General features: G+C 62.9%; 12 protein-coding genes. 9 read left to right on the top strand and 3 right to left on the bottom strand.

Annotation, left to right across the window (positions count from 1 at the left end):
* The first annotated feature begins 121 nt into the window (after window positions 1–121).
* The 4 genes from ACVC5H_RS19485 to ACVC5H_RS19470 all read left to right on the top strand — a co-directional run bounded on the left by ACVC5H_RS19485 (window position 122) and on the right by ACVC5H_RS19470 (window position 4602).
* Window positions 122–319 carry a hypothetical protein gene (locus ACVC5H_RS19485; RefSeq protein WP_489619406.1) on the top strand — a complete coding sequence of 66 codons (198 nt, stop codon included), beginning with the start codon at window positions 122–124 and terminating at the stop codon, window positions 317–319.
* 107 nt (window positions 320–426) lie between these two features.
* On the top strand, window positions 427–1980 hold the full coding sequence (locus tag ACVC5H_RS19480; RefSeq protein WP_489619405.1) for a methyl-accepting chemotaxis protein: 1554 nt from the start codon (window positions 427–429) through the stop codon (window positions 1978–1980).
* A 436-nt stretch (window positions 1981–2416) separates the two neighbouring features.
* A complete protein-coding gene (locus ACVC5H_RS19475; RefSeq protein WP_489619404.1) occupies window positions 2417–3658 on the top strand; it encodes an amidohydrolase family protein in 1242 nt (413 codons plus the stop codon).
* 17 nt (window positions 3659–3675) lie between these two features.
* Window positions 3676–4602 (top strand): alpha/beta hydrolase, encoded by a 927-nt coding sequence (locus tag ACVC5H_RS19470; protein ID WP_489619403.1) that lies wholly within the window; start codon window positions 3676–3678, stop codon window positions 4600–4602.
* A 149-nt stretch (window positions 4603–4751) separates the two neighbouring features.
* On the opposite strand, the gene ACVC5H_RS19465 is transcribed toward ACVC5H_RS19470, so the two are convergent.
* Both ACVC5H_RS19465 and ACVC5H_RS19460 read right to left on the bottom strand, forming a co-directional pair.
* A complete protein-coding gene (locus tag ACVC5H_RS19465; protein WP_489619402.1) occupies window positions 4752–5651 on the bottom strand; it encodes a LysR family transcriptional regulator in 900 nt (299 codons plus the stop codon).
* Between the two features lie 244 nt (window positions 5652–5895).
* Window positions 5896–6501 (bottom strand): TetR/AcrR family transcriptional regulator, encoded by a 606-nt coding sequence (locus ACVC5H_RS19460; RefSeq protein ID WP_489619401.1) that lies wholly within the window; start codon window positions 6499–6501, stop codon window positions 5896–5898.
* Between the two features lie 203 nt (window positions 6502–6704).
* Between ACVC5H_RS19460 and ACVC5H_RS19455 the strand changes: the two genes are divergently transcribed.
* Window positions 6705–8183, top strand: a complete 1479-nt coding sequence (locus ACVC5H_RS19455; protein ID WP_489619400.1) for an aldehyde dehydrogenase family protein — start codon at window positions 6705–6707, stop codon at window positions 8181–8183.
* A gap of 32 nt (window positions 8184–8215) precedes the next feature.
* Window positions 8216–9661 (top strand): carotenoid oxygenase family protein, encoded by a 1446-nt coding sequence (locus tag ACVC5H_RS19450; RefSeq protein WP_039783329.1) that lies wholly within the window; start codon window positions 8216–8218, stop codon window positions 9659–9661.
* A 72-nt stretch (window positions 9662–9733) separates the two neighbouring features.
* Here the strand turns inward: ACVC5H_RS19450 and ACVC5H_RS19445 are convergent, their stop codons facing one another.
* Entirely contained in the window at window positions 9734–11062 is a 1329-nt protein-coding gene (locus tag ACVC5H_RS19445) for an MFS transporter (protein WP_489619399.1), read from the bottom strand.
* A gap of 193 nt (window positions 11063–11255) precedes the next feature.
* On the opposite strand from ACVC5H_RS19445, the gene ACVC5H_RS19440 reads away from it, so the two are divergent.
* The 3 genes from ACVC5H_RS19440 to ACVC5H_RS19430 all read left to right on the top strand — a co-directional run bounded on the left by ACVC5H_RS19440 (window position 11256) and on the right by ACVC5H_RS19430 (window position 14904).
* Window positions 11256–12182 (top strand): LysR family transcriptional regulator, encoded by a 927-nt coding sequence (locus ACVC5H_RS19440; protein ID WP_259433540.1) that lies wholly within the window; start codon window positions 11256–11258, stop codon window positions 12180–12182.
* A 133-nt stretch (window positions 12183–12315) separates the two neighbouring features.
* Entirely contained in the window at window positions 12316–13155 is an 840-nt protein-coding gene (locus tag ACVC5H_RS19435; RefSeq protein ID WP_209584898.1) for a fumarylacetoacetate hydrolase family protein, read from the top strand.
* A 72-nt stretch (window positions 13156–13227) separates the two neighbouring features.
* Window positions 13228–14904 carry a bifunctional 3-(3-hydroxy-phenyl)propionate/3-hydroxycinnamic acid hydroxylase gene (locus ACVC5H_RS19430; RefSeq protein ID WP_489619398.1) on the top strand — a complete coding sequence of 559 codons (1677 nt, stop codon included), beginning with the start codon at window positions 13228–13230 and terminating at the stop codon, window positions 14902–14904.
* Window positions 14905–14922: the final 18 nt, after the last annotated feature.

Genomic DNA, 14922 nt, shown 5'->3' with positions numbered 1-14922 from the left:
TCATCACGGCTGTGCTGCGAACTGACAAGCCACGGCACGCTTGCACGGTACCAATCAAATAGCGAGTCAAGAAGGGCCGCACCTCAGAATGTCCCTCGCAAGGGGAGCGAAGGAGTTCCATTTGATCAATCCTGCCGATGATATGTCCGCTGAAGATGAGCAACGCCTGTTGCTCACTCAACTGGCCAAGCTCAATGAAATTTCCAAGGCACTGGAAGAGCTCGCTGACGACCTCCTTCTCCAGTATCCGGGGAAGGATATCCGGGGCATCAAGTCATCTGCCGCTGCTGCCTTGAAAAAAGCCAATGGACGCGGCTAGAAAAGCGTCATCTTTGATGGGTTGACAGCCCAGGGGGTGATACGGCGTTGCATCTCCGGGGTTCGTCATTGTTAGTAAATAATTTAAAAAATAAATGGATGGGATGTATGTCGTTCTTGAACAGGTTGTCGGTAGGAAGGCGTCTGGCATTGGGTTTCGCCTTGATCATAGCTCTGATCATCGTGATGTTGCTTGCGATGCAGGCCCAGTTGAAGGAAGTGCAGAGAGCCAACATGATTCTCCAGCAGGAGCAGGCTGAGCGGCTTGCCCTGGCCAAAGAATGGCGCGAAAACATCATCGTGAACGTGGCGCGCGCGTTGGCGTTGGGTGTCACCGCCAATGAAACACTGCTGAAGTTCTTCTCCGACGACATGGCGTATCTGGTCAAGCGCACCACCGAGATCCAGAAACGCTACGCTGAACTCGACGTGAGTGACGAAGGCAAGGCGATCCTGGTTCGCATGGGGGAAGAGCGCAAGCGCTACCTGGTGGTGCGTCAGCAACTGGAGGAGGTGGGCGCCGATGCTCAGACCCGGCAAAAGCTGGTCTACGACATGAAGTCCATCTCAACGGCCTACGTGAATGCGGGCACCGAACTGGTCCGTTATCAGGAGCGCCGCACGGCTGAATTCGGCGAGAAAATCGAAGACGCCATCCACAAATCGAAGATGGTTCTCCTGAGCATTACGACGGCAAGCATTGTGTTTTCGATGCTCCTGGCATGGTTGCTCACGCGAAGCATTGCCTCGCCCTTGCGCGAGCTGGAGCGCATCACGCTGAAAATTGCGGAGGGCGATCTCAGCAGCACGGTGCCGGTCCTGCACGGGAAGTCGGAAATTGCCAGTTTCTCGAGAAACGTGGGCAGCATGCAGGAATCCCTGCGCTCCCTGGTCAGCAAGTCCCGGCGCGCTGCGCTTGCGGTCAATCGGGCCAGCAGTGAGGCTGCCGCCGGCAATAGCGATCTGAGCGGAAGAACCGAGCAGGCCGCATCCAGTCTGGAAGAAACCGCCAGTGCCATGGAACAGATTGCCGCGACCGTCCAGCAATCGGCGGACTTCGCGCGGGCCGCGAGTACGCAGGTGTCGGAAGCTTCCGAGGTCGCGCAGCGTGGTGGCCAAGTGATGAGCGATGTGGTCGAGACGATGGACCGTATCGATGAGGCCAGCCGCAAGATTGCGGACATCATCGGCGTCATTGACGGCATCGCTTTCCAGACCAATATCCTGGCGCTCAATGCCGCCGTGGAAGCGGCCCGTGCGGGCGAACAGGGACGCGGCTTTGCCGTGGTCGCCTCGGAGGTGAGAAGCCTGGCCCAGCGCAGCGCTACCGCCGCCAGAGAGATCAAGGATCTCATCTCTGCCTCGCTGGCCGCCGTGGAGGGCGGTTCCAGCCTGGTCAGCAATGCCGGCAAGATCATTCAGGACGTGGTACACAATGTTGATCTCGTGCGTCAGACCATTGCCGAGATTGCGGTGGCAGCGCAAGAGCAGAGCCGTGGCGTGGGCGAGATCAACGAGGCGATTTCCCAGCTTGAACAGGCCACGCAACGCAATGCGACGCTGGTGGAAGAAACCAATGCCGCCACCACGCAACTGAATCAGCAGGCCCATGTATTGGCCGAGGTCATCAGTGACTTCAAGCTTCCGGAGCAATACCAGTAGCTGAGGCACCGGCCGGTCGCAGTCGCTCGGATACATGCTGAGGCATGTGACTGCGCCGGTCGGATTTTCCCTGCTGCCCCGGCGACTCGCCACGCTGCGACAAGTCAGGGGTGGCTTGTTGCGTATCCTCTTTGCACGCCGGCCATCTTGCCCCGATATCCGCCGCGCTCGCTCTGTTTTCCTGATACCGCCTATTGGAAAACACGGTTTCCCCGATAGCTCTGTACTTCCTATACTGCGCCTGATTTCAACAAGGCAAAGCTTGCCCTTCCAACGGGATGCCAGACCCTTGCCGCCATCACGGAGACCGCAGTGCAGACAAGAAGAGTGCCGGGAAGCAAGCCTTCCCTGCTGGCCGCCCGCCTGGCCGGCATGATTGAGCTGGTGAACTTGCCGTCGTCCGCTGTTCTCTTCATTTTTCAACCCGGGGTAGATCATGAGTGAGCTTGTGTTTTTCAACGTCCGTATTTTCGATGGCAGCGGTGCCGCACCGTTTGCCGGGGAAGTCCGCATTCGAGGCAACCGCATCGAAGAAGTGGTGCGGGCACCGCAAACGCTGGCCCCGCGCGCAGGTGAGCGGCGCATTGATGGCCGTGGCCGCACGCTCATGCCAGGACTGACGGAGGCGCACGCGCATTTGTCCTGGCCCAGTTCGGTGGAGCGCTTCGTGCCCGGCATGATGCTGCCGCTGGAAGATCTGGTGCTGACCACTGCCCGCAATGCCCGGATCCTGCTCGATCATGGGTTCACCAGCGCCTATTCGGCCGGTTCGCTGAGCAAGACGGTGGAAGTGACCCTGTATTCGCACATCGTCGATGGTGGTCTTCCTGGTCCGCGCCTGATTCCGTCGTCGGTGGAACGGGCTCCGCCAAGCAGCGAAGAAATGAGCGCCGGCGTAGTGGAAGAACACGGCAGGGGACCAGAAGCAGTGCGCGCTTTCGTCAAAAAGTGCGGTGAGATCGGTGCACGGTCGGTGAAGTTCCTGCTGTCAGGCGAGGATGCCCTGCAGCCAGGATCGTCGCAGCAACTGCTGTACACCGAGGAAGAAGCAAAGGCTGCGGGCGAACAGGCGCAGCAATCGCAAGTCTGGCTGTGCGCCCACGCACAGGCGGCCGAAGCGGTGAAGATGGCACTTCGCAACAACTTCCGCGTGCTGTACCACTGCACCTACGCCGACGCGGAAGCGATGGACATGCTGCAAGCCAAGCGCGAGGATATTTTCGTGGCTCCCGCCATCGGCATCATCCAGGCCACCCTCGACGCCAGTCCGCCACCGCATTTCGACATGCGCGACATGAAGCGCAGTGCGGCCGAAGTGCTGGAACTGCAACAACAACTGATCCCGGAGTTACGGCGCCGTGGCGTGCGCGTGCTGCCGGGCGGCGACTACGGTTTTCCCTTCAATCCGACGGGCCGCAACGCCTGGGATCTGGAATTGTTCGTTCGCCATTTTGGCTACACCCCGACCGAAGCGCTGGTGGCCGCCACCCGTCTGGGCGGCGAGCTGATGGGCATGGGCGATGAACTGGGCCAGATCAAGGCCGGCTATCTGGCCGACCTGCTGCTGGTCGATGGCGACCCGACCGAAGACATCCGTCTCCTGCAGAACAAGGCAGCGTTGCTGGCCATCATGAAGGACGGCCAGTTCCACAAAGCACCAGCGTTGCCGCTGCAATGAAGGAGGAGGGACGCATCATGTCAACTACAGCCATTCCGGCCTCGCTGGCGGCCCGCATTCGCGCACAGGGGCCGGTGATCGATCCGCCTGCCACCAAGGCCATGTATCAGGGCGAGTCGTCACAGGTGCCGGCCGATGCCGTGGATTGTCGCAGCGACGTGCCGTACGGCAGTGATCCGCGCCACGTGCTGGACATCTATACGGCAAGGGCTGACGGCGCTGGGCAGCGGCCAGACGCAGCCGCACTGATCTACCTGCACGGCGGTGGTTTCATCCGCGGCGACAAGACCGAGCGCGCCAATGCCGGCCGCTATTTTGCCGCGCAGGGCATTGTCACCGTGCTGCCCAATTATCGCCTGGGGCCGACGCATCGCTGGCCGGCGGGCGCAGAGGATGTGGCGGCGGTGTATGCCTGGGTGCAGCAACACGCCCGGGAGCTGGGCATCGATCCGCAGCGCGTTTTTTTGGGTGGTGAATCGGCTGGTGCGGCGCATGTGGCAGCGGCCAGCCTGCTGCGCCGCTTCGGTCTGCATGCGGGGCAGCGCCCGGCCGGTGTACTGTTGACGTCGGGTGTCTACAACGTCGAACTCGAACAGCGCAGCCGCCGCCAGTTCGGCATCGCTACCCCGGATCCCCGCAATGATGCCTATTTCGGCACCGACCTTGGCGCCATGGCCGCCATGTCCACGGTGCGCCAGATCGACGTGGCTGCTTTTCCGCTGTGGCTCAGCTATGCCGAACTGGATCCGGTACAGATGCAGGTTCAGGCCGGTGAACTGTTTGCCACGCTGGTGGTGCAGCATGGCTTCGCGCCCGAGATCGCCACCATCGCCGGACACAACCACCTGAGCCAGGTCTATGCCATCAACACCGTCGACGATTCGCTGGCGGCACCGATGCTGGCATTCATCCGGCAGACACCACGCGCCCCATCAGCCTTGTGACCTGACCGCCCCTGCTCCCGCGAACCATGCTGCTTCCTTGCGGGCCCGGTGGCGCGCATTCCTTCGCCAGGGGCGGTCCGCTCTGGCGCAAATGGTTTATCCAATCTGAAATCAATCCGGCAGCACCCCTATGCAGGCCTGCCCGCGCGTCAAAGCGGAATGGCCAGAATCTGTTCACGCAGCCAGCGGTGGCAGGGATCATTTTCCTGATAGCGATGCCACTGCATGCTTTCGCGCACGCGCGGCAGGCTCAGAGGCGGTGCCAGCAGGCGCAGCGGCAGGCGTTGCTGGCTGGCGCGTGCCAGCCGGGAATGCATGGTCGCCATCAGCTGGGTGCCTACCAACACCTGCGGCATGGCGCTGAAGTCGGCCGTGTAGGCGCAAATGCGGCGATGTATCCCTTGTTTTTGCAGGAACACTTCTTCCATGGTCGGTGCGCGTGGTCGTCCCAGCAGCGGGGCCACGTGGCCCACCGACAGATAGCCAGGCAGATCCAGCGTCTGGCCAATACTGATATTGCCTTCCCACACCACACAGATGAATTCATCTTCGAAGAGCAACTGGCGCGGGTGATCCTCGGCCAGAAAGTCTTCCGGGATGATCAACAGGTCCGTTTCGCCACGGCGCAGCTTTTCGCCCGAGTTTTCAGTCTGCGGCAACAATTCCAGCGTGATCTTCGGCGCCTGCGCCTGTAGCCTCGCCAGTAGCGGGCCAATCAACAGCGACACCACATAATCGGAGGCGGTGATGCGGAAGTGGCGGCTTTCGGTTTCCTGATTGAAAACCGGGCGCACGGCCACGGTCGACTGGATCTGCAGCAATACTTCGCGTAGTGGATTGGCGAGGTCGCGCCCCAGCGGGGTGAGCTCCATATGGCGTCCTACCAGGACCAGCAATTCATCGCCGAAATATTCGCGCAGCCGGGCCAGCATGCCGCTGACGGCAGACTGGCTCACATTGAGGCGCTCTGCCGCCTTGGTGGTCTTTTTTTCTTCCAGCAGCGCATCCAGGGCGACCAGCAGATTGAGATCAAGACGGTTGAAACGCATGGATGGGGCTCCTCAGGAGTGAGCCGTTGTCTTGATGCGCACGCCGGGCATGGCACGACGTATCGGCACGCTCCTCGGACGCAGCTCACACGTATATATTTATTTGAGATTTAAAATATAATCGATTTAAAGTTAAATAAAAATATTTTATCGATATTAATAATCCCAAATAGGCCGTGAAGATGCACCTGACGCATCGATCTCACAACACCGGTTTCCAGCCCCTCATCCTCCGGCGTAGCGCTCACCTCACCGCATACCCCTCCAGAAACGCCTTCACGGCCTCTGTTGCCAGCCGCGTCAACTCCTTCTTCGTGGGTTGCTCAATGGTGCCCCACATCAGATTCTCGATCAGGTCGCCCGCGCAGATCGCCTTGAAATGCAGGGCGGCCCGTTCGGCGTGGCAGCCGTCGATCTTGCCGCTGTCGATGCAGCGGGCCATCACCTCGGTAATGCCCGCCACCGTGCGCTTGGGGCCATTCTTGAAGAAGATGCGCGCCAGTTCCGGATAGCGCCTGGCCTCGCCGATGATGAGCCGGTCCAGTGCGATCACGTCCGGCCGCGACACCAGGCGCAGCAGCGCCAGGCCCAGACGCTGCAAGATGTCCCGGGCACTGTCCTTTTCCTCGTACACCCTGGTCAGTTCTTCCACCGCCCCCGCACCGGCCTGCACGACGAAGGCCTCGAACAATTCCTCCTTGTTCGAAAAATAGTTGTACAGCGTCACCTTGGATTTGCCCGCCGCCGCCGCAATGGCTTCCATGGTCACGGCGGCATAGCCCTGCTGGATGAACAGGTGGCCTGCGGCATCGATGAATTCATTGCGTTGTTCCACGGTCTTGACCCGCATCGCTTTAGATCCTTTTTTTATATATGAACGTATGCGTACATTTTATCACGGGCTGTGCTACCATCTTTTTAAGTGAACGATGTCGTTCATTATTAAGCGGGAGCCTGATCCATCCTGGCTGCCCGCGCTATCCGTTCGCGCACGGCAACGGTCCGGCGCGGACTCTTTCGCCACCCCGGCGCATGACAATCAAGGAGACCACCGTGAAAGACCAGCAGACATTACCGCTCTACCAAGGCTTTACCGGCCAGTACATTGGCGGGCAGTGGCGCGACGGCACTGCCGCCAGCCTTTTGCAGGACCATGATCCCTATACCGGGCAAGTGCTGACCGAGATCCGCCAGGCGTCCCTGGCCGACCTCGACGCCGCCTATGCCGCCGCCGCCCAGGCGCAGCAGGCGTGGGCGGCGGCCTTGCCGGCGGAGCGGGCAGCCCTGTTCCTGCGTGCGGCGGCCATCATGGACCAGCGCCACGCCGAGATCGTCGACTGGCTGATCCGCGAATCCGGCAGCACCCGTATCAAGGCCGAGATCGAGTGGGCCTCGGTCAAGTCCGTCATGCTCGCCGCCACTGCCTTGCCGGGGCGTGTACACGGCCGCATCCTGCCCATCGATATCCCTGGCCGCGAAAGCCGGGTCTATCGCCGGCCACTGGGCGTGGTCGGCGTCATCAGCCCCTGGAACTGGCCGATGCAACTGTCGAACCGTTCCATTGCCCCGGCATTGGCCGTGGGCAATGCGGTGGTGGTCAAGCCGGCCGACGACACGCCCGTCACGGGGGGCTTGCTGCTGGCGAAGATCTATGAAGAAGCCGGCCTGCCGCCGGGCCTGCTCAACATCGTCGTCGGCGCCGTCAGCGAGATCGGCGATGCCTTCACGCTGCACCCCACGCCCAAGTTCATTTCCTTTACCGGTTCGACCCGGGTGGGCCGCCACATCGGTGCGCTGGCCATGACCGGGCCAACGATGAAGCGCGTCGGACTGGAGCTGGGCGGCAACGCCCCCTGCGTGGTGCTGGACGATGCGGATCTGGAGCGGGCCGTCGACGGTGCCATCCTCGGGCGCTTCCTGCACCAGGGGCAGATCTGCATGAGCAGCAATCGCATCATCGTCGATGCCAGCCTCTATCCGCGCTTCGTCGATGCCTTCGTGGAAAAGGCCAGGGCGCTCAAGCATGGCAATCCCAATGATCCCGATACCCTGATCGGCCCGCTGATCAACGAACGCCAGTTGCAGGCCGCGCAGGGCCGGCTGGAAGCCGCGCGCCAGGCCGGCCAGCGCCAGGTGCTCGGTGGCGAGGCAGAAGGATTGGTGTTGCCGCCGCAGGTCTTCGTGGACGTGGCCAATGATTCGCCGCTGGCCCAGGCTGAGCAGTTTGCTCCCATCGCGCCGCTCATCAAGGCTGCCGATGAGGCCGAGGCGCTGCACCTGGCCAACCAGACCGAATACGGCCTGTCGAGCTGTGTCTTCACACGCGACGAAGCACGCGGCGTGCGTTTTGCACAGGGCATCGACGCGGGCATGACGCACGTCAATGCCATCTCCCCCTGCGACGATCCCAACAACATGTTCGGCGGCGAGAAAAACAGCGGCATCGGCCGCTTCAACAGCGACTGGATCGTCGCCGAGATGACCATGGAGCACTGGGTCAGCATCCAGTCGCCGCAGTCCCGGCAGCACTGAAGTTCCTCCCCTCTCCACAAGGAAGCCAGATCATGTCTCTACAATATCCCGCCACCCCTGAGTTCCAGGGTATCTATCGTCCCAGCCGGGTCGAGGCCAGCGTGCAGGCGCTGGAAGTCTCAGGCCAGCTGCCCGCGCAGCTGCAGGGCTGCTTCTACCAGGTCTCGCCCGATCCGGCCTATCCGCCGATGCTGGGCCAGGACATCTTTTTCAACGGCGACGGCATGGTCAGTGCCTTTCGCTTCGGCCAGGGGCAGGTGAGCCTGACCCGCCGCTACGTCCAGACCGAGCGGCTCAAGGCGCAGCGCCAGGCCGGGCGCTCGCTCAATGGCATCTACCGCAATGTCCATACCAATGCGCCCGAGGCGGCCCGCGACAACACCACGGCCAATACCACCGTGATCAAGCATGCCGGGGTACTGCTGGCGCTGAAGGAAGACAGCCTGCCCTATGCCATGGACCCGGTGACCCTGGACACCCTCGGGGTCTGGGATTTCCACGGCCAGGTGAAATCGGCGACCTTCACCGCCCATCCCAAGATTTGTCCGCAGACCGGGAGCATGCTGTGCTTCGCCTACGAGGCCAAGGGCGACGGCACCCCCGACATCGCCTATTACGAGATCGATGCGGCCGGCAAGCTCACCCGCGAAACCTGGTTCCAGGCGCCTTACGCGGCCATGATCCATGATTTCGCGGTGACGGAAAATTACGTGATCTTCCCCATCATCCCCCTGACCGTGGACGTGGAGAGGATGAAGCGTGGCGGCCAGCACTTCCAGTGGCAACCCGATCTGCCGCAACTGTTCGGCGTGCTGCCGCGTGATGGCAAGGCCAGCGATGTGCGCTGGTTCCATGGTCCGGCCGACGGCTTCCAGGGCCATACGCTCAACGCCTATGAGCAGGGCCGCAAGCTGATCCTGGACATGCCCGTCACCAGCGGCAACGTGTTCTATTTCTTCCCGCAGGCCGATGGTTTCGTCCCTTCCCCGGAGACGCTCAAATCCAGCCTGGCGCGCTGGACCTTTGACCTGGATGCCGACAGCGATCAGGTCCTGCCCGAACCGCTGACCACGTTCCCCTGCGAGTTCCCGCGTTGCGACGAACGCTACAGCGGCCATCCCTACCAGCATGGCTTCATGCTGGCCTTCGATCCGACGCTGCCCTTCGATGCCGCCACGCTGGGCGCGCCGCCGTTCCAGTTCTTCAACCAGCTGGCCCACGTCAACGTACGCACCGGGGAGACCCGTACCTGGTTTGCGGGGGATGCGCACTGCTTCCAGGAACCGGTCTTCGTGCCGCGCAGCGCCGACGCGCCCGAGGGCGACGGCTTCCTGTTGAGCCTGCTCAATCACCTGCGCACCGGCGCGGCCGAGCTGGTGATCCTGGATACGCGCGATCTGTCTGCCGGACCGGTGGCGCGGGTGCAGATCCCCTTGCGCATGCGCATGTCCCTGCATGGCAACTGGTCCCCAGACTGAGGTTCATGGCGCAGCGGCGGACAGGTTCACACCTGTCCGGCGCTGTTTCAACCGGTCGCCTGCCTCCGCGCGTCAGTCGGTGCAGGGTGTCTCTGCGCGGCGATTGAAGACGATGGCCAGCCCGGCGATCACCGCCGGGGTGATGCCCATCAGGAAGATATGCTTCACGTCCATCTGCCATCCCAGCATCAGGCTGCCGGCCAGCGGTCCGCAGATCGATCCGATGCGGCCGATACCCAGTGCGAATCCAACCCCGGTGGCGCGCATGGCGGTCGGATAGATTTCGGTGGCCAGCACGTTCAGTCCTGCCTGTGCACCCTGGATCACCACGCCCATCAGGCTGCTGGCCACGATCACGTTCCATTCCGATTGCGGCCAGTTGGCCAGGCCCAGGGCCAGCAAGGCATACAGCGCCAGTTCCAGCACCAGGGTGCGGCGCACGCCCAGCGCATTCATCAGCCAGCCCTGCAACAGGCTACCGAGGACTCCGCCGGCACTGAAGCAGGAGATGGCGGTAATGCCCACGGTGACCGGATGATGCGCGCCCATGAGCACGGCCGGCATCCAGCTGACGATGAAATACAGCACCACCAGGTTCATGAAGTAGGGGATCCACAGCAACACCGTGTCCTTCCAGCGGCCATGGCGAAACAGCTCGGCCACGGGCACGCCCGGCGCCTGCGGCGGCGGTGCCGGTGCCGCCAGGTCCTGATCGGCGCCGAGTTCCGGCGCGATACGGCGCATCAGCGCCTGCAGGCGGGCGCGGTGTTTGCCGCGTACCAGCAGGAAGCGCGCCGACTCGGGCATGAACACCAGCGCAAACAGCGCCACCGCGATGGGCAATGCGCCGCCGACGATGAATACCGCGTGCCAGCCATGCGAAGGCAGCAGCAGCGAAGTGACGATGCCGCCCAGTACCGCCCCCAGCGGCATGCCGCACATCAGGGTGGCGACGATCACGCGTGCATGGCGGCGCGGGGAATACTCGGACGCCAGCGCCAGCGCATTGGGCAGCGCACCCCCCAGGCCGATGCCGGTCAGGAAGCGCAACAGCAGTAGATCATCATGGCTGGCCGCCAGCGCGGTCAGCAGCGACATGCTGCCAAAGGCCAGGGTGGAGGCGATCACCATGGTCTTGCGGCCGAAGCGGTCGGCCAGCGGGCCCAGGATCATCGCGCCCACCAGCATGCCCAGCAGGCCGGCGCTGAAGATGGGGCCGAAGCTGGCCATCGGTATGCCCAGTTCGCGCGACATGGCCGGGGCCAGCATGCCGATGGTCTGGGTATCGAAGCCGTCCAGCACGGCGATCAGGATGCAGGTACCGATGGCGCTCCATTGCACCATGCCGACAGGGCGCGCGTCGATGACCTCGCTGACCTGGATGGGGGTAGCGGATTGCATGTGTCTCTTCCTCTTCTTGTCGTGATTGTCGTTGTTGTCCTGGCGTGCGCTGCGCTCCCTGGGAGGGCAGCGGCGCAGGCGGCCGACGGCCTGCCGCAAAAGCGGCGGCCATCGCGAGGCAGTCTAGGAGTTTGACTTTTATCAATCAATACGCCCATGCTGATACTTTTCATCAGCAATATTGATAAAGGCCATGGACAATCTCGACCTCCGGCAGCTGCGCATCTTTCTCGAAATCTACAAGACCCAGAGCATTTCCCAGGCCGCTGCCAGCCTGGACCTGGGGCAGCCGGCAGTCAGCATGGCGCTGGCCAAGCTGCGCGAACACTATGGCGATCCGCTGTTTTCGCGCACCTCCGGCGGCATGTTGCCGACCCCGCTGGCCGAGCAGATCGTGGGGCCGATGCGGCTGGCGCTCAGTACCCTGACCTCGACCTTGCAACACCGCGTGAGCTTCGACCCGGCGCGCTCGGACCGGCTGTTCCGCCTGTGCATCACCGACATCGGCCAGCGCGTCATCATTCCCCGGCTCCTGGCGCACCTGAAGCAAGCCGCACCGGCCATCCGCATGGAACTCAGCTACGTGTCCGAGCGCACCAGCAAGGATCTGGAATCGGGCCAGATCGATCTGGCGCTGGGCTACATCAGCGGTCTTGATGCCGGGTTCTACCAGCAGGCCTTGTTCACCGAACGCTTCATCTGCATGGTCAGCCGCGATCATCCGCGCATCCGCAGGGGGCGCATGTCGCTGCGCGACTTCGAGCGGGAGCGGCATCTGGTCATCTCCACCCAGGGCACCGGCCATCACATGATCGACCGCAAGATCGAGGAAGAGCTGGGCATCCAGCGCAAGGTGGGACTGCGCATTCCCAACTACCTGGGTGTGGTCTCCAGCATCATCGATTCGGATTACCTGGCCCTGGTGCCGGAACGCTTCGGCCGCATCGTTTCCCACCACAATCCGGTGCGGCTGGTGGAGTTGCCCTTCCGGCTGGAACCTTACCGCGTCATGCAGCACTGGCATGGGCGCTACGCCAACGATCCCGGCCTCCGATGGTTGCGGCAGATCATCGCGCGCTTGTTCGGGGATGCGGACGGCGCCGGGCAGCATGGTGAATAACATTAAACACAAATCTCTCATTTGGATTTTTTGATATGTAACTATTACAAAAATTATCTTATTTTGAGAATTATGTTTACTTCTCCGAGTTGACGGGATTAAGATCGGGTCCTCGAACAACAAAGGAGATGTCATGAAATTCGCGAGTTTTCGCCATCAGGGCAAGGACAGTTTCGGCCTCGTCACGGGCGAGCAGGTGATCGATCTGGGCCATGCCGGTGCCGGCAGCCTGAAGCAGTACCTGGCCCGGGGCGGCGCAGCGCGCGCGCAGCAGGACGCCGAACAGGGACGTGCGCTAGCCATTGCTGAAGTGCAATTCCTGCCGGTCATTCCCGATCCTGAAAAGATCCTGTGCGTGGGCATCAACTACCTGTCGCACGTCAAGGAAACCGGACGCGAACTGCCCAAGCACCCGATGATCTTCGCCCGTTTTGCCGACTCGCAGACCGGCCACCTGCAGCCCATCATCCGTCCGCATGCGTCCGAAAAGCTCGATTTCGAAGGGGAGCTGGCCGTGGTCATCGGCCGCAAGGCACGTCACGTCAAGGCTGCCGAAGCCCTGGACTATGTGGCCGGTTACGCCTGCTACAACGATGGCAGCGTGCGCGACTGGCAAAAGCACACCATCCAGTTCATCCCCGGCAAGAACTTCCCGCAGACCGGCGGCTTCGGCCCCTGGCTGGTCACGCCTGACGAAGCGGGCGATCCCTCGCAACTGAGCCTGGTGACCCGGCTCAACGGCACCGTCGTGCAGGAAGCCCGCACCGATGACCTGATCTTCCCCATCCCGGCGCTCATCGAATACTGCAGCACCTTCACCGAGCTCAATCCGGGCGACGTCATCATCACCGGCACCACCGGTGGCGTGGGTGCCTTCCGTGAACCGCCGCTGTGGATGAAGCCCGGCGATGTGGTCGAGGTCGAGATCTCCGGCCTGGGCAAGCTGGTCAATCCGGTCGCCCAGGAAGCCTGAGCGGGAGCCTGCGTCCTGGCCCTGTGGCGATGAAAGCGCCGGGGCAGGGCGCCTTGGAAGAGAGAGACACCCATGACAGACCAACAGACGCACAGCGTCGATATCCTCATCGTCGGGGCTGGCCCGACCGGCCTGACGCTGGCCAACATCCTGGGCCAGGCCGGCATCCGCACCCTCATCATCGACCGCAAGCCATCGACCGTGGCCGAGCCGCGCGCAGTCTCCATCGATGATGAATCCTTGCGCACCATGCAGTTCATCGGACTGGACCAGCCGGTGCTGAAGGACGTGGTGCTGGGATACGGCGTGCATTATTTCACCCGCCCCGGCGGCCACTGTTTCGGCAAGGTCGAGCCGACCCGCAGCGAGTATGGTTTTCCGCGCCGCAACGCCTTCCGCCAGCCGCTCTTCGAGGCCACGCTGCGCGAGGGTGCGCAGCGTTTCGCTGCGCTGGACATGCGCTTCGGGCACGAGCTGGAATCCTTCCTGCAGACTGACGGGCAGGTAGAGGCACTGATCCGCGACGACGCCGGCCAGCCACTGAAGGTCAGCGCGCGCTATCTGGTGGCCTGCGACGGTGGCCGCAGTCCGGTGCGCACCCTGCTCGACATCCCCATGTCGGGCACCACCTTCAAGTCGCGCTGGATCGTGCTCGATACCGAGAACGATGACGATCCCTTCTGGCAGACCCGCGTCTATTGCGATGCCGGCCGGCCCATCGTGGAAGTGCCGGGGCCGCATCGCACGCGCCGTTTCGAGGTGATGATCCATCCGCATGAAGATGCCGATGCCATGCTCCAGGACGAGCGCATCCGCGAATTCCTGCGGCCCTTCCGGGGCGACAAGCCCACCACCATCGTGCGCAAGGTGGTCTATACCTTCCACGCCCGCATGGCCGAACGCTGGCGCATCGGCAACGTCTTCCTGGCCGGCGACGCCGCCCACCTGACGCCGCCCTATGCGGGCCAGGGCATGAACAGCGGCATTCGCGATGCCCACAACCTGGGCTGGAAACTGGCCGAGGTGATCGCCGGGCGTCTGCCCGATACCGCTTTGGATTCCTATGAAGCCGAGCGCCGTCCGCATGCCTGGGCACTCATCAAGCTGGCCCTGAACCTGGGTGAAGTGATGGCGCCGCGCAGCCGCTGGCATGCCGCCGCCATCAGCGGTTTCTTCCGGCTGGTGGCGCATGTGCCGCCGCTGCGCGACTACTTCCTGCAGATGAAATTCAAGCCCAAGCCGCGCTATCACCGTGGCCTGCTGATCGGCCAGGGCAAGGCGGGTGCCCAGGCGCTGGTCGGCACCATGAGCCCGCAGCCGAGGCTGCAGGCGGCAGACGGCAGCATCGTGCGGCTCGACGATGTGGTGGGTCCACGCTATGCCTTGCTGGCCTTCGGTGCGCAAGCGGCGCAGTGGCTGGCCGGTTTGCAGGCACCCCTGTGGGAGGCCCTCGGTGTGCGCCGCATCGCCATTCTGCCGCGCCAGGCCGCTGCGCCCATCGATATCGCGGGCGTGCTCCAGTGTGTGGACGCGGAGGACCAAGCCCTGGCCTTCTTCAAGTCCTTGGGGCAATCCATCGTGCTGGTCCGTCCGGACCGCTACGTCGCCGGCAGTTTTACCGTTGCCCAGGAAGCTGGCTTCGCCCAGGCCTGCATGGACAGCTTCGGCCTGCGCCCGGCCCCGGCTGCCATCCCCGCTCGTGCAGATGGCATTGCCGACACAAGCGCCCTGGCCCGTCCCACCGCCTGAACCGAATGAGGAAACCCG

The organism is Herbaspirillum sp. Her3, assembly GCF_057961275.1.
This window is presented reverse-complemented; position numbering and strand designations above follow the sequence as displayed.

What these genes read in the sequence shown, in the direction of transcription:
- ACVC5H_RS19435 (WP_209584898.1), top strand. Translation starts at nt 12,316, where the DNA reads ATGAAATTCGCGAGTTTTCGCCATCAGGGCAAGGACAGTTTCGGCCTC.
- ACVC5H_RS19430 (WP_489619398.1), top strand. Translation starts at nt 13,228, where the DNA reads ATGACAGACCAACAGACGCACAGCGTCGATATCCTCATCGTCGGGGCT.
- ACVC5H_RS19470 (WP_489619403.1), top strand. Translation starts at nt 3,676, where the DNA reads ATGTCAACTACAGCCATTCCGGCCTCGCTGGCGGCCCGCATTCGCGCA.
- ACVC5H_RS19440 (WP_259433540.1), top strand. Translation starts at nt 11,256, where the DNA reads ATGGACAATCTCGACCTCCGGCAGCTGCGCATCTTTCTCGAAATCTAC.
- ACVC5H_RS19480 (WP_489619405.1), top strand. Translation starts at nt 427, where the DNA reads ATGTCGTTCTTGAACAGGTTGTCGGTAGGAAGGCGTCTGGCATTGGGT.
- ACVC5H_RS19465 (WP_489619402.1), bottom strand. Translation starts at nt 5,651, where the DNA reads ATGCGTTTCAACCGTCTTGATCTCAATCTGCTGGTCGCCCTGGATGCG.
- ACVC5H_RS19445 (WP_489619399.1), bottom strand. Translation starts at nt 11,062, where the DNA reads ATGCAATCCGCTACCCCCATCCAGGTCAGCGAGGTCATCGACGCGCGC.
- ACVC5H_RS19450 (WP_039783329.1), top strand. Translation starts at nt 8,216, where the DNA reads ATGTCTCTACAATATCCCGCCACCCCTGAGTTCCAGGGTATCTATCGT.
- ACVC5H_RS19460 (WP_489619401.1), bottom strand. Translation starts at nt 6,501, where the DNA reads ATGCGGGTCAAGACCGTGGAACAACGCAATGAATTCATCGATGCCGCA.
- ACVC5H_RS19475 (WP_489619404.1), top strand. Translation starts at nt 2,417, where the DNA reads ATGAGTGAGCTTGTGTTTTTCAACGTCCGTATTTTCGATGGCAGCGGT.